At 62.7% G+C, this 19325-nt stretch carries 20 protein-coding genes and 1 pseudogene; 12 read left to right on the top strand and 9 right to left on the bottom strand.

What is annotated here, in order from left to right; genetic code table 11:
• Positions 1–177 precede the first annotated feature (177 nt).
• Positions 178–972 carry an IclR family transcriptional regulator gene (locus tag CWE01_RS17260; RefSeq protein WP_100941754.1) on the top strand — a complete coding sequence of 265 codons (795 nt, stop codon included), beginning with the start codon at positions 178–180 and terminating at the stop codon, positions 970–972.
• 1 nt (position 973) lies between these two features.
• On the opposite strand, the gene CWE01_RS17255 is transcribed toward CWE01_RS17260, so the two are convergent.
• From CWE01_RS17255 to CWE01_RS17245, 3 genes are all read right to left on the bottom strand, one after another.
• Positions 974–3523, bottom strand: coding sequence for a LuxR C-terminal-related transcriptional regulator (locus CWE01_RS17255; protein WP_100941753.1), 2550 nt, complete (start codon positions 3521–3523; stop codon positions 974–976).
• Between the two features lie 144 nt (positions 3524–3667).
• On the bottom strand, positions 3668–5035 hold the full coding sequence (locus CWE01_RS17250; RefSeq protein WP_100941752.1) for a DUF1329 domain-containing protein: 1368 nt from the start codon (positions 5033–5035) through the stop codon (positions 3668–3670).
• 24 nt (positions 5036–5059) lie between these two features.
• Positions 5060–6853 (bottom strand): DUF1302 domain-containing protein, encoded by a 1794-nt coding sequence (locus CWE01_RS17245; protein WP_100941751.1) that lies wholly within the window; start codon positions 6851–6853, stop codon positions 5060–5062.
• A gap of 539 nt (positions 6854–7392) precedes the next feature.
• Between CWE01_RS17245 and CWE01_RS17240 the strand changes: the two genes are divergently transcribed.
• Positions 7393–8178, top strand: coding sequence for an N-acetylmuramoyl-L-alanine amidase (locus CWE01_RS17240; protein ID WP_100941750.1), 786 nt, complete (start codon positions 7393–7395; stop codon positions 8176–8178).
• A gap of 164 nt (positions 8179–8342) precedes the next feature.
• Here CWE01_RS17240 and CWE01_RS17235 read toward each other — a convergent pair whose 3' ends face one another.
• From CWE01_RS17235 to CWE01_RS17220, 4 genes are all read right to left on the bottom strand, one after another.
• Positions 8343–9254 carry an SDR family oxidoreductase gene (locus CWE01_RS17235; RefSeq protein ID WP_100941749.1) on the bottom strand — a complete coding sequence of 304 codons (912 nt, stop codon included), beginning with the start codon at positions 9252–9254 and terminating at the stop codon, positions 8343–8345.
• A 161-nt stretch (positions 9255–9415) separates the two neighbouring features.
• Positions 9416–10198 carry a class II aldolase/adducin family protein gene (locus CWE01_RS17230; RefSeq protein ID WP_100941748.1) on the bottom strand — a complete coding sequence of 261 codons (783 nt, stop codon included), beginning with the start codon at positions 10196–10198 and terminating at the stop codon, positions 9416–9418.
• Positions 10199–10305: 107 nt separating this feature from the next.
• A complete protein-coding gene (locus tag CWE01_RS17225; protein ID WP_100941747.1) occupies positions 10306–10992 on the bottom strand; it encodes an LrgB family protein in 687 nt (228 codons plus the stop codon).
• The gene (locus CWE01_RS17220; protein WP_100941746.1) at positions 10982–11368 is read right to left on the bottom strand and encodes a CidA/LrgA family protein; all 387 of its coding nucleotides are present in this window, start codon (positions 11366–11368) and stop codon (positions 10982–10984) included. Before CWE01_RS17220 ends, CWE01_RS17225 begins: the two co-directional genes overlap by 11 nt.
• Positions 11369–11465: 97 nt before the next feature.
• On the opposite strand from CWE01_RS17220, the gene CWE01_RS17215 reads away from it, so the two are divergent.
• Positions 11466–12362: a LysR family transcriptional regulator gene (locus CWE01_RS17215; RefSeq protein ID WP_100941745.1), complete on the top strand. Its 897-nt coding sequence runs from the start codon at positions 11466–11468 to the stop codon at positions 12360–12362.
• Here the strand turns inward: CWE01_RS17215 and CWE01_RS17210 are convergent.
• Entirely contained in the window at positions 12346–12798 is a 453-nt protein-coding gene (locus tag CWE01_RS17210) for a flavodoxin (protein ID WP_100941744.1), read from the bottom strand. The genes CWE01_RS17215 and CWE01_RS17210 overlap by 17 nt on opposite strands.
• A gap of 158 nt (positions 12799–12956) precedes the next feature.
• On the opposite strand from CWE01_RS17210, the gene CWE01_RS17205 reads away from it, so the two are divergent.
• The gene (locus CWE01_RS17205; protein WP_100941743.1) at positions 12957–13421 is read left to right on the top strand and encodes a PAS domain-containing protein; all 465 of its coding nucleotides are present in this window, start codon (positions 12957–12959) and stop codon (positions 13419–13421) included.
• Positions 13422–13458: 37 nt separating this feature from the next.
• Here CWE01_RS17205 and CWE01_RS17200 read toward each other — a convergent pair whose 3' ends face one another.
• The gene (locus CWE01_RS17200) at positions 13459–14427 is read right to left on the bottom strand and encodes a MerR family transcriptional regulator (RefSeq protein WP_100941742.1); all 969 of its coding nucleotides are present in this window, start codon (positions 14425–14427) and stop codon (positions 13459–13461) included.
• Between the two features lie 210 nt (positions 14428–14637).
• Here CWE01_RS17200 and CWE01_RS17195 point away from each other — a divergent pair, with 210 nt between their 5' ends.
• The 8 genes and pseudogenes from CWE01_RS17195 to CWE01_RS17160 all read left to right on the top strand — a co-directional run.
• Entirely contained in the window at positions 14638–15207 is a 570-nt protein-coding gene (locus CWE01_RS17195) for an antibiotic biosynthesis monooxygenase (protein ID WP_100941741.1), read from the top strand.
• 103 nt (positions 15208–15310) lie between these two features.
• The gene (gene folM, locus CWE01_RS17190) at positions 15311–16021 is read left to right on the top strand and encodes a dihydromonapterin reductase (RefSeq protein WP_100941740.1); all 711 of its coding nucleotides are present in this window, start codon (positions 15311–15313) and stop codon (positions 16019–16021) included.
• Positions 16022–16045: 24 nt separating this feature from the next.
• Positions 16046–16606 carry a GTP cyclohydrolase I FolE gene (gene folE / locus CWE01_RS17185; protein WP_100941739.1) on the top strand — a complete coding sequence of 187 codons (561 nt, stop codon included), beginning with the start codon at positions 16046–16048 and terminating at the stop codon, positions 16604–16606.
• 2 nt (positions 16607–16608) lie between these two features.
• Positions 16609–16980, top strand: coding sequence for a dihydroneopterin triphosphate 2'-epimerase (gene folX / locus CWE01_RS17180; RefSeq protein ID WP_042935429.1), 372 nt, complete (start codon positions 16609–16611; stop codon positions 16978–16980).
• Positions 16981–17054: 74 nt separating this feature from the next.
• On the top strand, positions 17055–17351 hold the full coding sequence (locus tag CWE01_RS17175; protein WP_100941738.1) for a DUF1244 domain-containing protein: 297 nt from the start codon (positions 17055–17057) through the stop codon (positions 17349–17351).
• The gene (locus CWE01_RS17170; RefSeq protein ID WP_100941737.1) at positions 17344–17682 is read left to right on the top strand and encodes a HopJ type III effector protein; all 339 of its coding nucleotides are present in this window, start codon (positions 17344–17346) and stop codon (positions 17680–17682) included. Before CWE01_RS17175 ends, CWE01_RS17170 begins: the two co-directional genes overlap by 8 nt.
• 123 nt (positions 17683–17805) lie before the next feature.
• The gene (locus CWE01_RS17165) at positions 17806–19056 is read left to right on the top strand and encodes an aspartate aminotransferase family protein (RefSeq protein ID WP_100941736.1); all 1251 of its coding nucleotides are present in this window, start codon (positions 17806–17808) and stop codon (positions 19054–19056) included.
• 73 nt (positions 19057–19129) lie between these two features.
• Positions 19130–19325 (top strand): annotated as a pseudogene (locus CWE01_RS17160) (IS5/IS1182 family transposase); the annotation flags it as partial.

Genomic DNA, 19325 nt, shown 5'->3' with positions numbered 1-19325 from the left:
CTGGAGGGAGTGGACCTGGGGCTGCCTCCTGATTCGAGAGGAGCGCAACACGGGTCGGTTTATTTTTATGGGGCCGAAATTATGCATTACGTAACTTGATTATGCAGAACGTAATTTGATTGACGGTGCCCGTCAAGCTATAAAGACGCCCATTCGTCCCGGGATCACATTGCCTCCATGGAAAAGCCGCGCCCTACCAGCGACAGCAACGGTAAACAGAAAGTCCGCTCGGCGGAGGTCGGTACCGATATCCTCAAGGCACTGGCCGAACTGTCGCCCAGCACCTCGCTATCACGCCTGGCCGAGCATGTGCAGATGCCGGCGAGCAAGGTCCACCGTTATCTGCAGGCCTTGATCGCCAGTGGCTTCGCCGAGCAGAACCGGGCGACCAACCACTATGGCCTGGGGCGCGAAGCGTTGCGGGTCGGCCTGGCGGCGCTGAACAGCATGGAGGTGCTGCATGTGGCGGCCATGCCGCTGGCGGAGTTGCGCGACGAGCTGAATGAAAGCTGTTTCCTCGCCGTGTGGGGCAACCACGGCGCGACCGTGGTGCATATCGAACCGGCCGTGCGCGCGGTGACGGTGGTGACGCAGTTGGGGTCGGTGCTGCCGTTGCTCAGTTCGTCCACGGGGCTGGTGTTCAATGCGTTCCTGCCGGATCGGGAAACGGTCGAGCTGCGGGAAGCCGAACTCAAGGCCGGACACCCTCACCCACTGGCCGATGTCAGCACGTACAAGGCGACCTGTGAACAGATCCGCCAGCGCGGGCTGCATTTCGTCCATGGCTTGCTGATGCCGGGGGTCGATGCCTTGTCCGCACCGGTGTTCAATGCCCTGGGCCAGGTGGTGGCGGTGCTGACGGTGGTGGGGCCGACGTCGCTGTTCCACGCCGATGAAGACGGCCCGGCGGCCAGGCGCTTGCTGGCGGCGAGCGAGGCGGTCAGTTGGCGGATGGGGTATCAGAAGACCTGAACTAGCCCATCAGCCCCAGCGCCTTGGCCTTGGCCACCGCCTGGGTCCGCCGCTCCACCCCCAGTTTGCTGTGAATCCGCCGCGCATGGGTTTTCACCGTGTGCAGTGAAATAAACAGTTGATCGGCGATCTGCAGATTGGAGCTGCCCAGGGCAATCAGCTTGAGCACTTCCAGTTCACGCTGGCTCAAGGGATTGTCACCGGTGGCGATCAGCGCCTCTTCAAACCCCAGGCTCGCCAGCATTCCCGGCTGGCGCAAGCGCAACTCGCGCAAGGCCTGTTGCAGATTGCAGCGGCTGACCAGCGCCAGTCCCTCCTCCAGATGACTCTTGGCCAGCGCCGTTCGCCCTTGCAGAAAAGCCACTTCCGCCAGCGCCAGGCGCAGCTCGGTTTCCATGCCCTGCATGCCCCGTCGCTGGGTCTGCTCGAGCAATAGCGCCAGCGCTTCCAACGGAGCCTGGGCCTTGTGCAGATAGACCTGCGCCAGCACCAACAGGTATTCAAGGCGCGGAATCAACTCCAGGGTCGCCGGCGGCGCCTGCACCCCGTTCGCGCCGCTGTAGTGACGCAGCACCCGGGTCAGCGCCTCTTCCGCCAGCTCCGGGCGCCCCTGCTGCAACCAGAAATGGCAGCTGACCATCAGCAGCACCGCGCGATACACCAGGTCCGGAATATGCCGTTGCTGCATCAAGCGCTCGGCATCGCGCAGGCGCACAAACGCCTGGGCGTAGTTGCCGTGGTTGGCATCCAGCAAGGCCAGCCCGAGAAAGCCGTACAAGGCCTGTTTATCCTGGCTGCGCAGGCATTCATCCAGGCCCGTCTGGAAATGCTCGGCGGCTTGTTGATCGCGGCCCTGGCGCAGGGCGATCCGTCCCTGGCGCAAGGCGATCCGCCCCAGCAACGGCCCCGCCAGGTAACGCTTGGCCGACAACAGGACCTGCATATTGTCCAGCAGGCTCTCGCTGCGGTGCAGGGCCCCACGCTGCTCCAGCAACTGCGCATGATCCAGTTCCAGCAGCGCCTCGAACAACAGCGAGCCTTGTGCCCGCGCCAGGCACAGGGCTTCGCGGCTCAAGGCATGGGCCTGCTCCAACTCACCATCGAGCAGTGCCTGCTGGGTCAGCCCCGACAGACAGAACAACCGCGCCGGCCAGGCGACGGGCGGCAGGTCCTGCAAGGCTTCGAGAAAATGCCCGCGCGCCCGTTGCGCCTGCCCCTGCAAATGCAGCAACCAGCCCTGCTGGGCCTGCCAGCGCGCCACCAGTTGCCGTTGTGCCGCCGCCGACGGTTGCGGGGAAAAACGGGCCATCTGCTCGATACTGTGGGCCGCCTCGTCGAAACGCCCGGCAAACAGCAGCGCGGTGGTGATCAGGCCCACCAGATGCGGTGTACCGAACATCAGGTCGTCCGGCTGCTGCTCGTGCAGGCGTAACAGCAGCGCCACGTTCTGTTCCTGGAACAGGTAATCGAAGGTGAAGTTGTGCAACAGACTGGCCGCCACTTCGAACTCTTCGGCGGCCAGGGCCTGCTCCACCGCCGCCTGCCAGTCGCCGCGGGCGCTGAACCACTGGCAGGCACGGCGATGCCAGGAGCGTCCGGCCGGCCAGGGTTCGTCGCGCAGCAACAGGGCCAGCGGCGCGAACACCCGCAGCCATTCCGAAGAGTCTTCCCAGGGTTCGATAAAACACCCCAGTTCCTGCAGGGTGCGCATCCACTGGGCGCCCTCCCCGGCACCGAACAGGTGCTCGCAGAGGTCGGCATTGAAGCGCGGCAGATGCACCAGCACGCGCCAGGCCTCGGCCAGCTCGGGTGCCAGGGCATCGAACAGTTCGTGTTGCAGGTAGTCGAGCAAGGTCGCCGAACGTCGTGATCCGGCGTCGGGGACATTGGCGATCCAGGCCGGCGCTTCCAGCATGGCGACCCGCACCCCGGCGCACCAACCGGCGGTGTACTGCTCCATCCGGTCGAAGCATTGCGGGGTCAGGGTGATCGACGGGTGGCTCACCAGCCGTTCGATCTCGCCGCGCTCGAACGCCAGGCTCGGGCCCTCGACTTCGTAGAGTTCACCTTCGAGCAACAGCCGTGGCCAGTTGCAGTGGGGCCGCCGCCGCACGCCCAGCCACCAGTTGAGGACCGGACTGCTGAGCGCCAGCAAGCGATCAAGCAGTTGATCCAGCGCCGGGTTGGGCAACCGGCAATAGTCGTCGAGAAAAATCCAGGTGGGTGTGGTCCAGCGCGCCAGCCGCGCCAGCAGGCTCGATTCGTCCTGGGGCTCGTCCAACCCAAGGGCCTGGGCCAGGGCCGCGCAGAAGGCGTCGGTGGTGAGATTCACACCGGACAACGGCAGCCAGCACACCCCACAGCTGGGCGGGGCTTGCAGCAGGCATTCGGCGAGCAAGGCACTCTTGCCACTGCCGGCGGGTGCACAGAGCAGTCGGACCCGGGCCTGGGACTCGATCAAGGGTGTGCTTAGCCGCGGGCGCGGTAAATGGCGGGAGGATAAACGAGGCAGGAACCCGGGACGGTCCAGACGCGGGGTCATGGCGGTCATTGCGGCGGCCTTTCTTGATTTTATCCGGTCACCCTAGTCCTGTTCGCGCCTGGAAATGAACAAATATTCAGGAAACTTATCGCGGCCCATAAAAAAAGGCCCCGAGGGGCCTGATTTTGCTTGGATGCAACAAACGGGAGAGGCTTAGCGAACCCCGCTCGCCCGCAGCGCCGCCGGGGTGTAATCCGCCGCCTTGCCGACAAAACCGAACTGGAAGCTGTGCTTCTCTTCGTTCTTCATGCCCAGGGCGATGTAGCGCCCGGCAATCAGGTCATACAGCGTTTCAACGGTATAAGCCGGAACCTGGTGATCGTAGTAGAACTGCGCATGACCTTCGGCCACCCGCCACAGTTGGCCACGACCGTCGTAGTGATCCACCAGCGCAACCTGCCAGCTGTCTTCGTCGATGTACATATGGCGCTTGGCATAGATATGCCGCTCGCTCGGCTTGACCGTGCCCTCGATTTCCCAGACCCGGTGCAGCTCGTAGCGGGTCAGGTCCTGGTTGATATGGCCGGCCTTGATCACGTCGGTGTACTTGAGGGTCGGCGAGTCCAGCTTGTAGCTGTTGTAGGGGATGTACATCTCCTTCTTGCCGATCAGTTTCCAGTCGTAGCGGTCCGGCGCGCCGGAGAACATGTCGAAGTTGTCCGAGGTGCGCAGGCCGTCGGCGGCGGTACCCGGGCCGTCATAGGCGACTTGCGGGGCACGACGCACACGACGCTGGCCGGCGTTGTAGATCCAGGCCAGGCGCGGTTCCTTCACCTGGTCGAGGGTTTCGTGCACCAGCAGCACGTTGCCCGCCAGACGCGCTGGCGCGGTCACTTCCTGCTTGAAGAAGGTCAGCACGTTGGCGCCCTTGTCCGGCGACAGGTCGGGAATTTCCGACGGTACGGCGGCTTCTTCCTCGAAGGTGATCGGAGTGAAGGAACCGTCGGTCTGCGGCGTGGCCTGGGTGATGGTGCGGCGCAGGTTACCGCCGTGGTAGCGGGTGATGTGGTTCCACAACACTTCCACGCCGGTCTTCGGAATCGGGAAGGCGTAGTAGCGGTTGCCGGTGAAGTTCGCCAGGCCGTTACCGTCGTTGATCGTGGTGACGTTGAGGGCGCTGCGCTTGGCCGACTCGAGGACCGCATCCGGCAGGACCACCGTACGGTGGGTCGGGTAGACCGGGATCCTGTAGGTCTGCGGATAGCGCTTGAACATCGCCAGCTGACCTTCGGAAAGCTTGGCCTTGTACTGTTCGGCGGTGGCCGCGGTGATGATGAACAGCGGTTTTTCATTGGCGAACGGGTCGGCCAGGAAGCCCTTGCTGTCCACCGCGCCGGCATTTTTCGGGATACCGCCGGTGTAGGCCGGAATCGAGCCGTCGGCGTTGCCGGCCTTTTCCGCGCCGATGGCGGTCAGGGTGGTGCCGAGCTTGGCCGCCTCCTCCGGGGAAACCGCCGCCATGACGTTGGCAGCCAGCAGGCTCAAGGCCAGGGCGCCGCATTGCAAAATCATCTTGCGCATAAAGTTGTCCTTCTCAAGCCTGGATCAGAAGTTCGCGCCGACGCTGAGCGCCACGAAGTCACGGTCAATCAGGGTGTTGTAGTTGCCACCGAAAAAGTCGGTGAAGCTGAGGCTCGCGGTGTAGGTGTTGCGGTAGTCGGCGTCCAAACCGATGCTGACCGCCTTGGCGCCCTGGTTGAACAGGCCGTTGGGGCCGTAACCCTTGACGTCATGGGACCAGGACACGTTGGGCTTGAGGTTGATCCCGGCGAACACGTTGCTGTAGTCGAGGATCGCCCGGGCACGGTAGCCCCAGGAGGTCGCGGTGACGAAACCGCTGGTATCACCCTGGTAGCCATAGGCGCCGTAGACCGAGTCACGCCCGTAACGAATCTTGTCCTTGGTCTCCAGGCCGCCGACGTAGGTCATCCCCGCCTCGCCCACCAACGTCAGGCGCTCGGCACCCAGGACCTGGTCGAAGAACTGCGTCAGGGTGCTTTGTATCTGGGTGATTTCCTTGCGGCGGTAGCCGGAGTTGTCGGCGCCGGCCGAAGTCTGGAGCGGCGAGGAGGTGCCACCGCTGAGCGGGTTGACCAGGGCCAGGGTCAGGTCGGTGGTGTTGATCTGCACCGGTGCATTGGGCCGGTAGCTGATCTCGCCACTCCAGGCGGTGCCGGTGGGCAAGGTAGTGGAGAAGCTCGCACCATAGAGATGAATATCTTCCGGATACTCCAGGTAGTACTGACCACGACCGAGCAGCATGCTGGTGGCCAGGTTTACCCCGTTTCCAGGGGACAGCGCGTTACCGGTGGCAATCACACCCGGGATACTGTTAATCGTGCTTTGACCGGCGGTGATAGTGCCCACTGTCGGCGTACGGCTGTGATAATTCATGTAGTACAAGCCGTACTCGGTGTCGCTGCCCAGCCAGCGCAGGGCCATGCCCCATTGACCGCTGTTACGGGCGTCACGATCATCGGCCCGCTGCACGACGACACCCTCTGGCGTGACCTGGAAGCCTTGGCCGAACGCCGCGGCAACCGGTTGCAACGGCGCAATCGCCGGACTGCCGACGGTGTAGTTGTTGTTGCAACCGTGTTGCACCACATCGTTGCCGAAGAAGGTGCCGCAGTTGTCGACGACGGTATTTTCCCAATTCAACTGGTAGAACCCTTCGACCGTCAGTTGGTCGGTCAGGCTCTGGGAAGCAAAGAACATATTGACCGGGATCAGGCCTTCCTTGATCTCGGCACCCGGCCGGCGAAACGCCGAGACGTCGATGGGGTTGATGCTGTTGATCGAGTTACCGATAAAGGTACTTTCACCCCAACTGACCACCTGCTTGCCCAGGCGCACGGTGCCCGGCAGATCGGCGATGGAGTAGTTGTGGTAGACGAAGGCGTCGAGGATTTCCGCGCCCGAAGAGCGGGCCCCCTCATCGCGATGGTAATCGCTGATGTTTTTGAAGTCCTGGCTGCCGTCGGCCGTCGCAAAGTCGTACCAGTACTTGCCCCGGACGAAGACGCCGGTGTCACCGTACTTCAATTCCAGGTCGTGAATGCCCTTGATGATCTTCGAGAAGGCTTGGCCTTTCTTGTAGTTCAAGCGTCCGTCATCACCGGTGGAAGCCTGGCCGGTGCCGCCGTTGGGCACCCCCACCAGGGTCTTGTCGGCATCACGCAGGCCCCAGCTCACGCCAGCCGACAGGGACGAGTCGAATTGACCTTCGATTTCCCCGATATTGAACGAAACCGCCTGCGCCTGCGCACTGACGCCCATGGCAACCGCGATGGCCAGAGCCTGCGGCGTGAAGATGGCGCGCATTGTTGTTTTTGTCATGCGTCTTCCCCGGTGTGTGACAGAAGGCTTCACCCTACTCACCACCAACGGGAGCGATAAGCGCACCAAGGAGGTATTCGTGCCGTACCTCGAAAGGATGAATAAGTGCCTGCGGCGCGCGTTGCAGCGCACCATCGAACCGGTGGATAAGGCGTCATAGCGCACATGGATGGAGGGTAGCCGGGGCGGCTCCGGACATCGCGACTTGAACGGGCAACTGTTACCCCAGCGGTAACAGTGATTGTCGCAAAGCAGGCTGTTTCAGCGAAACTGAACGCCTTATTATGATCGTCATCTACTCTTTACTGACGTTGATTTACTCCTTGATCGAACGTCTTCCCTTGGCCACTGCGTTTGCAGTGGCCTTTTTTATGCCTGCATCATTCATCGTCACGCCGCTCTTTCAGGACCGCTGAAACTTCAAAGGTAACCAAGGACCCTTCTTACAACCTGGAACGATCCAAGCCTCTTTCCCGACTCAACACCACGACTCACCCTGTTCCGCTCAACCACATCACGTGATAGGGAAGGAGTCGCTTATGAAACCGATCAATTACAACACCTATCGCAGCACCCGGGGTTTCAACGACAGGGTTCGCTTTCTGGTGCTGCATTACACCGCCATCGACTTTGCCAGCTCGGTCAAGGCCCTCACCGGGGCCCAGGTCAGCAGCCATTACCTGGTGCCCGATGTCACCGACCCGAGTTATCTCCAGGCCGGTTTCAAGGAGCAGGAAGTCTTCAATCTGGTCGACGAAGAAAAGCGCGCCTGGCATGCGGGCGCCAGTGCCTGGGCCGGCAGAACACAGCTCAACGACACTTCGATCGGCATCGAGATCGTCAACCTGGCTTCAGACAGCGGGGGGCAGTTTCATTTTCCGCCCTATGAGCCCCGGCAGATCGAGGCGCTCAAACAGTTGTCGTTGAATATCCTCGCCCGCTATCCCGAGATCACGCCCACCCAGGTGGTCGGGCATTCGGATATCGCCTGGAGCCGCAAGAGTGATCCGGGGGCCGCCTTTCCCTGGCACGACCTGTACCTGTCGGGCATTGGTGCCTGGTACGACGAGAGCACCCGCGACCGCTACCTGCAGCACTATCTCCGCGCAGGCCTGCCGCCGCAGAAAACAACCTTGGAGCGGTTCAGGAAGTACGGGTATGACGTGACGGGAGCCGACACGCAAACGGGGTTCAAACAACTGGTCAGGGCCTTCCAGTTGCATTTCCGAGCGGAGAATTACGATGGGGTGCTGGATGCCGAGACTGCGGCCATCCTCGCGGCACTGGTGGAGAAGTACTTCCCGGGGGCAATACAGGCCAACTGAGGCAAAACCGGTGCAGGGCTTGCCCCTGTCCGGTTATTAAAACACCGCCCCCCCTGTAAGGAGCCGGCTGCGATGAGGACTTTGAGCCTTGTATCGCCCTCGCGGCCGCTATCGCCGGCAAGCCAGCTCCTACAGGTACTGCGCTGTGTCAGGTAGCCTTGCTTTCAGGCCATGTACTTCTGCAGATTCGCCATCATTTCCCGCAGGGCTTCAGGCGTGTCCTTCGGGTGCACGGCGCCGTCGAAATCGCAGATCTGCTTCCAGCTGGCCGCCACGTCTTCCACCGAAAAGCCATTGTGCGGGTCGAAGCCGGCGCCCAGGCTGCGCTCCCAACGGGTCTTGCCGATCCAGCCACCACCGACCTCGAACAGGCCGGAAGTTTCATCACACTGCTCACTGCCGAGAAACACCACCAGCGGGCTGATCAGTTCCGGCTTCAGCAGCTCGAACACCTGCGGCGGGATCAGGCCTTCGGTCATGCGCGTGCCGCCCGTCGGGGCGATGGCGTTGACCAGGATGTTGTTCTTGCGGCCCTCGATGGCCAGGGTCCGGGTCAGGCCATACAGGCCGAGCTTGGCCATGCCGTAGTTGGACTGGCCGAAATTGCCGTAGATACCGGAAGTCGACGCGGTGAAGATCACCCGGCCGTAATTCTGCTCACGCATATGGGGCCAGGCCGCATGGGTGACTTTGTAGGCGCCTTCGACATGCACCCGGTAAACCAGGTCCCAGTCGGCATCCTCCATTTTCAGGAAGGTCTTGTCCCGCAGGATGCCGGCGTTGTTCACCACCACATCGATACGACCGAAGGCATCCAGGGCGTTCTGTACGATCTTGTCGCCGTCGGTGACCGAGTCATGGTTGGCCACGGCCGTACCGCCGGCCTCGCGAATCTCGGCCACCACCTTGTCCGCCGCCGAGGCATTGGCGCCTTCGCCATGGGCCGAGCCGCCGAGGTCGTTGACCACCACTTTCGCCCCATGACGGGCGAACAGCAGTGCATGGGCACGCCCCAGGCCGCCGCCGGCTCCGGTGACGATCACCACTTTATCTTCGAAGCGCACAGACTCACTCATACAGGACTCCAGCCAGGGCCGATGGAAATAGACGCCGAGTGTCGGACACCCGGCCTTTGGTCACAATAAAGTCGGCCAGGGCTGAATGGTACGCGATAAGGCAGCAGGATAGTCCGGCCCTGGCCGCGACCCTCCCCGTTGACGCCAGCCGGGCAGTGGCCTCAGAGCCTGAACCCGGAGTCCTCTTTGTCCAGCTTGCGCAGCAGTGCCGGCCACGCCAGCGCCCCGCCCATGCCCTGGGCACTGCGGGTCACCGCCGCGACCATGGCCTTGGCCCCGGCGAGAATCTGCGGTTCGATGACGATCAGCGGCGCCGCGCCATTTTGCGCCAGCACCTGGATATCGCAGGCGCGCTGGAAGGTGAACATCATCAGGAAGGTGTCGGCGATGGTCGAACCACAGGTGAGCAAGCCGTGGTTGTGCAGCATCAGAAAATTGTTTTCGCCCAGGTCGGCCTGCAACCGCGCTTTCTCCTCATGGTTGAGGGCCACTCCTTCGTAAGCGTGATACGCCAGGCTCGACAGCACGAACAACGATTGCTGGCTGATGGGCAGAACGCCCTGCTGCTGCGCCGAGACCGCGACACCGGCGGCGGTGTGGGTGTGCAGTACGCAGGTCACGTCGTGCCGCACCTCATGAATGGCGCTGTGGATGGTGTAGCCGGCCGGGTTGATCTCGTAGGGGCTGTCCAGCAGCTTGTTGCCGGCCTGGTCGACCTTGACCAGGCTCGACGCGGTGATCTCGTGGAACATCAGCCCGTAGGGGTTGATCAGGAAATCCTCGGTACCCGGCACCTTGGCCGAGATATGGGTGAAGATCAGGTCGTCCCAGCCGTGCATCGCCACCAGGCGATAACAGGCCGCCAGGTCCACGCGGGTCTGCCATTCGGCGGCGCTGACTTGGCTCTTCACATCGGGTGCGGCGGTAACAGGGGCTGCGTTCACGGCACTGACCTCGGTGGTTTCCGGCTTTTATTCTAGTACCGACCAGTCTAGAGCAGCCGGTTGCCCCGACGGAGTTGCATTGCCAGCCAGCTTGATGACTCAGCGGGTCAGATCACTGCCGCCAACAGAGGCGCGGCAAACAGGTTCAGCAGCCCCGTCAACACCATCACCAGGCCCGCCACCGAACCCTCTTCACCGCCGACTTCACGGGCGCGACTGACCCCGGCCCCGTGGGCTCCGACACCGAACAGCGCACCGCGGGCCAGGCTGCTGCGCAACGGCAACCACTTGAGCAGCAGCCCGCCGAGAAAGGCCCCGAACACCCCGGTGACCATCACGAACACCGCGGTCAGCTCCGGCACGCCGCCGAGGTTCTGCGCCAGCGGCATGGCAAAGGGCGTGGTGATCGAGCGCGGCACCAGCGACAGGGTCAGGCTGTTATCCAGCGACAGCGCCCTGGCCAACCCATAGGAAGTGCCGATGGACGCGACGCTGCCGGCGAGCATGCCCAGCAGCAACGCCGGGCCATGGCGCACCAGCATCTGCCGCTGCTGCCAGATCGGCACCGCGAAGGCCACGGTGACCGGCCCGAGGATCAGCATCAGCCAGTGGGTATCGCGCGAGTATTCGGCGTACGCCGTGTGCAACGGTAGCGCCACCGCGAGTAATACGATGGGCACCAGAATCAGTGGCGACAGCAGATAGCGACCCGTGCGGCCATACATCCAACGGCTGAACACATAAGCGGCCAAGGTCAGCCCCAGCCAGAACAGGGACATCCACTCAAGCTTCACGACGGGTGCTCCAGCGGCAGACAAACTCGACGGTAAAGGCCGTCGCCAGCATCACCGCCAGGGTACTGACGCCGATCACCAACAGAATCCGCCAGCCGTCCTGACGGACCATGGCGCCGTAGTCCAGCAGGCTCATCAACGCCGGGATAAAGAACAGCAACATCTCCGCCATCAGCAGCCCGGCCCCCAGTTGCAGGGTGGCGGGCTTGACCCAGCCGGTAGCGAACGCCAGCAACAGCAGCGCCAGGCCGATCACCCCGCCGGGGACCGGCCAGTGGCTCCAGGCGGCGAACAGCGTGCCCAGCTGATAGAGCCCCAGCAACACGGCCAGTTCGGCGAGCAGGCGGCAGGATTTTTTCAGCAACAGACGGTTCATCGGGTCAGGTCCTCTCAGGAACCCGATTTTAAAGTTGTCACTACCATCCCAAAAGCGAATTGTTAGACTGGTAGCCATTCCACTTTGGAATCAGGCCATGGAATTCAAGCAACTGCGCAGCTTTATCGAGGTGGTCCGCCAAGGCGGTTTCACCCAGGCGGCGAAAACCCTGCACATCAGCCAATCGGCGGTGAGCAAGCAGGTCGCCCAGCTCGAACACGACCTCGGCACGCCGCTGCTCGATCGTCACGGCTCGCGGGTTCTGCTGACGGCGGCCGGCAGTGTGGTCGTTCAGCGGGCCGAAGCCATGCTGCGCCTGCGCAACGAGTTGCTCAGCGAACTGGATGACCTGAGCCAGTTGGCCCGGGGCGAACTGCGCCTGGGTTTGCCGCAACTGGGCGGCGAGGCCCTGTTCGCCAGCCTTTTCGCCGAGTACCGGCGGCGCTACCCGAATATCAGCATTCACCTGCTCGAAGGCGGTAGCCTGACGATCGAGCCGGCGGTGCTGAGCGGCGAACTGGAACTGGGGGCGGGCCTCAAACCGAGCGATCCGGCATTCGACTACCAGCCGTTTTGCGATGAGCCCCTGGATGTGTTGCTGGCGACCGATCATCCGCTGGCCGAGGAAGGCTCCATCCGCCTGGAGCAATTGGCCGATACGCCGTTCCTGCTGTTCCAGCGCAGTTTTGTGCTCAATCACCGCTTGATGGAGGCCTGCCGGCAAGCCGGCTTCACCCCCAAGGAGAGCGGGCGCAGCGGCCAGGCGGACTTTCTCGCCGCGCTGGTGGCCGCCGGGCAAGGCGTGGCGCTGCTGCCCAGCGTGGTCGCGCGTTCGCTGATACGGCCCGGCGTAGTGCGCCTGACCTTGAGCTCACCGACCGACCTGCGCTGGGACATTGCCTTTGTCTGGCGCCGCGGCGCCTACCTGTCCAAGGCCGCCCAGGCCTGGCTGGCGCTGGCGCGCGAGCGACCCAGCCTCAGCGCAACGCGCTGATGAACTCAGCCAGCCAGGGCTCGGCGTCGGTTTCCGGGGTGACGCTTTCGCTGGCATCCAGACGCAACATGTCCTTCACCTCGCGCACGCCCAGCTCGGCAAACAGCTCACGCATCTGTTCACCGCCACCGCAGAAGGTGTCGCCGTAGCTGGAATCACCGAGGCCGATCACCCCGCCCGGCAAGCCGCGCCACGCCGCCGGCAACTGATCGCGAATGGCGCTATACAGCGGCTGGAGATTGTCCGGCAGTTCACCCATGCCGGTGGTGGCGGTCACGGCCAGGAAGGCCTCCGGGGCGAAGGCCTGGACATCGGCGAGGGTCGCCCGCGGGTTGTGCCAGGCCTCGAAACCGGCCTCGCGAAGGATTTTTTCAGCGTGGCGGGCAACTTCTTCTGCGGTGCCGTAGACCGAGCCGGAAAGGATGGCGACTTTCATCAATCTGATCCTGATGCGTGATAAAAAACCCAGGATACCAGCAGATGAGAGACTTTCTCACAAAACCCGCCCCTCGCCGCCAGCAAATAGGATGGATTATTCAAGACGATGTCTTAAACTTCGCCGGACTTGTCAACGGACTGCCGGGGCTTTGAAAAATGATAAATCCCAAACTGCTGCAAATGGTGATCGACGCGTCGAACGATGGGATCGTGGTGACCGAACAGGAAGGCGAAGACCATATCCTGATCTATGCCAACCCGGCGTTCGAACGCCTGACCGGTTACAGCAACGAAGAAATTCTCTACCAGGACTGTCGCTTCCTGCAATCGGGCGACCGCGACCAGCCGGCGCTGGAGCTGATCCGCGAAGCCCTGAACACGCGCAAGCCGTGCCGACAGATCCTGCGCAACTACCGCAAGGACGGCAGTCATTTCTGGAACGAGCTATCGCTGTCCCCGGTGTTCAACGAAAGCGACCAGTTGACCTACTTCGTCGGCGTGCAAAAAGACGTAACGGGGCAGGTCAAGGCGCAACAGCGGGTAACCCAGCTGGAAGCGCAACTGGCCGAGGTCCAGGCGGAGCTGGAGGCGCTCAAGGCGGCAGGCGCAAAGCAGCCATAACGCAACCGTTCGGCGCGTCCGGCCGCCTGATCGTCGATCAGGTGTCGAGACGGCCCGCCAACAGTTGTTGCAAGCGCCGGCGCATCAGCCGGCCGTCATTGCCCAGACAGCCGATGCTTGAGCCTTCCAGGCGCTCCTGCAACAGCTCCGAGACATCCCCGGCCAACATCACCGCACAGTCCACCGACAGCGCCAGGCGATTGAGCCGGCGTGGCAGATCGGTCATCGGCGAGCGGTTGGAATACAGCACCAGCGCCTCGGGCCGGACCTTTTCGCAGACCAGGGTCAGTTCATCGAAAGGCTGGCCGATCGCCAGGACACTGACGCTGCGGTCGCCATCACCCAACAACAGGCCGGCCACCAACAATTCGAGCTCACGACATTGATCCGGTAAAGCGGCAAGCACGATGCGCTGGGAGGGCAGACCGTGAACCAGGTGCAGGCGCTGCAGGACCCGTGCGCGCAGGAACGCATCGAGAAACAGCCACTCGCTGGCCTGGCCGAACTCACTGCTCTGCTGCAGGCGCTGCCACAGCGGCAGGAGGATATTCTGGAACACCACGGTCAGCGGATAACTGGAAAACACCTGCCCATAGAGACGCTCAAGGGCCGGCTCGTCGAAGGTGCTGACCACCGCGCGCATTCGCGCCTGCCAGTCGTCCCACTCAGTCTGGGCAATCGATTGCGCCGCAATGCCGGAAGGGGTGTGAATAGGCACGGACTGGACGGCGGTCTTCGCCAGGATCTTGCCCACCTTGCTCACCGCCACGCCGCGCTCGATCCAGCCCATGATGGTGCGGACCGTCTCGATATCGCTCATGGCATAGAGCCGATGCCCACTTTCGGTGCGGGTCGGCTGAATCAAACCGTAGCGTCGCTCCCATGCCCGCAGGGTGACCGGGTTGACGCCGGTCAGGCGCGATACTTCACGAATGGGAAACAACTCTTCCTGTTTCAGCACCCGCAAGAGCGGCGCGGCAGGTTCAAGTTCGGTCATGACGGGCATCTGTCACACATTTATGAGTAGGATTTGGCAGATATTCTAGCCCACTGGATCCAAGTCTCTGCAAATCATACGCAATACGACTCGCCGGCTTGGTGCATTTCCCGGAATAGGGAATAATTCTTGCCTGTCCACCACCGCAGCCCACCACCCCGGCGCTGCGTTGCGCATCGGCCCTATCCGGGCGGCATGCTTGTCTTACGGAGATACATGATGTCTACCTCACCCGTCACCATGATGGTTGCCCGGCGCGTTGCCGATGGCCGCTACCAGGACCTGCTCGCCTGGTTGCACGAAGGCGAATTGCTCGCCACCGACTTTCCCGGTTACCTGGGCTCCGGCGTGCTCGCCCCGCCGCCCGGGGACAACGAATTCCAGATGATTTTCCGCTTCAGCGATGCCACGACCCTGGGCGCCTGGGAACACTCGGCCTCGCGCAAGGCCTGGCTGGCACGCGGCAGCGACCTGTTCGCCGGGCCACAGGAGCGCCGGGTCAGTGGCATCGACGGCTGGTTCGGCGCCGCGGGCCAACGGCCGCCGCGCTGGAAGCAGGCGGTGGCGATCTGGCTGGCGTTCTTTCCGGTCTCGCTGCTGTTCAACTTTGGCCTCGGGCCGTTGCTCGCCGAACTGAGCCTGGTGCCACGGGTAATGGTCAGCACCCTGGTGCTGACCCCGCTGATGGTCTACTTCTTCATTCCGCTGTCGACCCACCTGCTGGCGGGCTGGTTGCACAGTACCCAGGCCAAGGCGCTGCCCGGCGACACGGCCACTGCCCGGCATTGACGGTACGCAGTATCCGGCTTGGCAGTTGTACAAGCGGTGTGGCTGGTATAGTTTTGACTTCAACGTCGACCGACGCCTCTCCACCGCTTGCCACGAGCCTTCGATGCCACCGTCTTCTGCCCCGATCCTGATTACTGGCGCCGGCCAGCGTGTAGGCCTGCATTGCGCGCAGCGACTGCTGGCCGACGGCTACCCGGTGATCTTCAGCTATCGCAGCGAGCGTCCCGGCGTCCAGGCCCTGCGCGACCTCGGCGCTACCGCGCTGTTCGCCGATTTCTCCAGCGAAGCCGGGATCCTGGCCTTTATCGAGACGCTGAAGCAGCACACCGACTGCCTGCGGGCCATTGTCCACAATGCCTCGGCCTGGCTGGCGGAAACCCCCGGTAACGAAACCGCGGCCTTTACCCAGATGTTCAGCCTGCACATGCTCGCGCCCTATCTGATCAACCTGCACTGCGCCGAACTGCTGGAGCGCTCGCCAATGGCCGACATCGTGCACATCAGCGACGATGTCACCCGCAAGGGCAGCAGCCAGCACATGGCCTACTGCGCCAGCAAGGCCGGCCTGGACAGCCTGACCCTGTCCTTCGCGGCCCGCTACGCGCCGCGGATCAAGGTCAACGGCATCGCCCCGGCCCTGCTGATGTTCAACCCCGACGACGACGCGGCGTACCGCGCCAGGACCCTGGCCAAATCGGCCCTGGGTATCGAGCCCGGAGCCGGGGTGGTCTACCAGAGCCTGCGCTACCTGCTGGACAACCCCTATGTCACCGGCACAACCTTGACCGTCAACGGCGGCCGGCACCTTAAATAAGCCGCCCCGCGAGGAACCTTTTCCATGAGTGCCACACTGCCCGAGCATTACCGCGAGATCCTTCTGGGGTTGGGCGAAAACCCCGACCGCGAGGGTCTGCTGGACACCCCGAAACGGGCCGCCAAGGCCATGCAGTACCTGTGTCACGGCTATGAGCAGAGTCTCGACGAGGTGGTCAACGGTGCGCTGTTTGCCTCCGACAATGACGAGATGGTCATCGTCAAGGACATCGAGTTGTACTCGCTGTGCGAACACCACCTGCTACCCTTTATCGGCAAGGCCCATGTCGCCTACATGCCCACCGGCAAGGTCCTCGGGCTGTCGAAGATCGCCCGCATCGTCGACATGTTCGCCCGGCGCCTGCAGATCCAGGAGAACCTCACCCGGCAAATCGCCGACGCCATCGAGCAGGTGACCCAGGCCGCCGGCGTGGCGGTGGTGATCGAAGCCCAGCACATGTGCATGATGATGCGCGGCGTGGAAAAACAGAATTCGACCATGAACACCTCGGTGATGCTCGGCGCCCTGCGCGATTCGAGCACCACCCGCATGGAGTTCCTGCAACTGATTGGACGGAGCAAGTAGCAATGCCACAACTTCAACCCGGCATGGCGCGCATTCGGGTCAAGGACCTGTGCCTGCGTACCTTTATCGGTATCAACGAGGACGAGATCCTCAACAAGCAGGATGTGCTGATCAACCTGACCATCCTCTATGCAGCCCAGGAAGCGGTGCGCGACAACGATATCGATCACGCCCTGAACTACCGCACCATCACCAAGGCGATCATCCAGCATGTGGAGGGCAACCGCTTTGCCCTGCTCGAACGCCTGACCCAGGAACTGCTCGACCTGGTGATGAGCAACGAAGCCGTGCTGTATGCCGAGGTCGAAGTCGACAAGCCCCACGCGCTGCGCTTTGCCGAGTCGGTGTCGATTACGCTCGCGGCGAGCCGTTGAGCCACTGAGCCGTCTGGCGTTCACCGCGCCAGGCTCTTATCATCGCGCCCTACTTCACCCCCACAGAGCCCATCATGACCGAGCAAGAACGCCTCGAACTCGAAGCCGCCGCCTTTCGCCGGCTGGTCGCCCACCTGGACAGCCGCAAGGATGTGCAGAACATCGACCTGATGAACCTCGCCGGGTTCTGCCGCAACTGCCTGTCCAAGTGGTACAAGGCCGAAGCCGACGAACGCCAGATCGAGGTCAGCCTCGACGACGCCCGTGAAGTGGTCTACGGCATGCCCTATGCCGAGTGGAAAGCCCAATACCAGCAAGAAGCCAGCGCCGAACAACAGGCGGCGTTCGCCAAAGGAAAACCCCATGAGTGATTTGAACACCCTGCGCACCCGCCTCAACAGCGGCGAACATGTTTTTGCCGACACCCTGGCCTTCGTTGCCGCCGGTTACGACTACCAGCCACAAGCCTTCAGCAACGGTGGCGTGGAAAACGCCGCCGGGCAGAACGAAGGCTCGTGCAAGACCCTCGGCCTGGCGCTGCTGGAAGGCTTGAGCGACCAGGAAGCCCTGCTGGCCTTCGGCGAGCATTACCGTTCGGTCCTGGCCACCCCTGAAGGCAACGATCACGGCAATATCCGCGCGTTGATCGCCCATGGCCTGGCCGGCGTGAAGTTCGCCCAGGCACCGCTGACCCGGCGCTGATTCAAGGCCTGCCCAGCACATCGCGACTTTTAAGATTGACCCGGCGACTTTATTTCGTTTGCCGGGGACCGCTGCTCACGGCTTAGATAAAAAGAAGTCTTCCTTCTTTCGAGTCAGGCCTCCATGAGCAGCGAAACCATCAGTCAGTCGATTTCCATCGTTCACCCGATCAGCCTCAGCCACGGCAAGAACGCCGAGGTCTGGGACACCGCCGGCAAACGCTATATCGACTTTGTCGGCGGCATCGGCGTACTCAACCTCGGTCATTGCCACCCACGCATCGTCGAGGCCATTCGCGAACAGGCCACCCGGCTGACCCACTACGCCTTCAACGCCTCCCCCCATGCGCCCTACCTCGAACTGATGGATCGCCTGACGGCGTTTATTCCGGTGACCTACCCGGTCAGCGGCATGCTCACCAACAGCGGCGCGGAAGCGGCGGAAAACGCCCTGAAGATCGTCCGTGGCGCCACCGGCCGCACCGCCGTGATCGCCTTTGACGGCGCCTTCCACGGCCGCACCCTCGCCACCCTCAATCTCAACGGCAAGGTTGCCCCCTACAAACAGAAAGTCGGGGTGCTGCCGGGGCCGGTGTATCACCTGCCCTTCCCCAGCAAAGACAACGGCGTGACCTGCGCCGAGGCGCTGAAGGCGATGGAGCGGCTGTTCAGCGTCGAGATCGATGTCGAGGACATCGCCTGTTTTATCCTCGAACCAGTGCAGGGCGAAGCGGGCTTTTTGGCCCTGGACGTGGAATTCGCCCAAGCCCTGCGGCGCTTCTGCGATGAGAAAAAGATCCTGCTGATCGCCGATGAAATCCAGTCCGGCTTCGGCCGCACCGGCCAGCGCTTTGCGTTCTCGCGACTGGGGATTGAGCCGGACCTGATCCTGCTCGGCAAGAGCATTGCCGGCGGTGTACCGCTGGGGGCGGTGGTCGGGCGCAAGGCGCTGCTCGACACCCTGCCCAAAGGCGGACTGGGCGGCACCTATTCGGGCAACCCGATTGCCTGTGCCGCAGCCCTGGCGACCCTGGACGAAATGACCGACGCCCATTTGCACGCCTGGGGCACACAACAGGAAGAAGCGATTGTCAGCCGCCACCAGGCCTGGCACACCCACCAGCTGTCACCTTACCTGGGGCGACTGACCGGTGTTGGCGCCATGCGTGGCATCGAGTTGATCAACCCCGACGGCAGCCCTGCGTCGGCACAATTGACGCAATTGCTGGCCCTGGCCCGCGAAGCCGGCTTGCTGCTGATGCCCAGCGGCAAGTCGCGGCATATCATCCGATTGCTGGCACCTTTGACCACCGAAGCGGCGGTGCTGGAGGAAGGGCTGGATATCCTCGAGGCGTGCCTGGCCAAGCTTCGCTGAAAGCGACGGGCAGAAAAAAACCGGCCGAGCAGACTGTGTGAAAACCTAGCAATCTGCGTCGAGGTTGAAGAAAATGCTCCGTATCGAAAGATACGGAGCATTTTTCGTTATGGCTTACATCCAAGGTGAAACGCGCGATCAAACCAGTTTGTTTCCGGTTTCGTTGGAGGATCTGATTCCCGATGATCATCTTGTTCGCGTGATTGACGCCTATGTTGGCAGGCTCGACCTGAAGTACCTTGGGTTCGAAGGCCACGCCCAAGGCGACC

The sequence above is a fragment of the Pseudomonas sp. QS1027 genome (genome assembly GCF_002814235.1).
Taxonomy (GTDB): domain Bacteria; phylum Pseudomonadota; class Gammaproteobacteria; order Pseudomonadales; family Pseudomonadaceae; genus Aquipseudomonas.
This window is presented reverse-complemented; position numbering and strand designations above follow the sequence as displayed.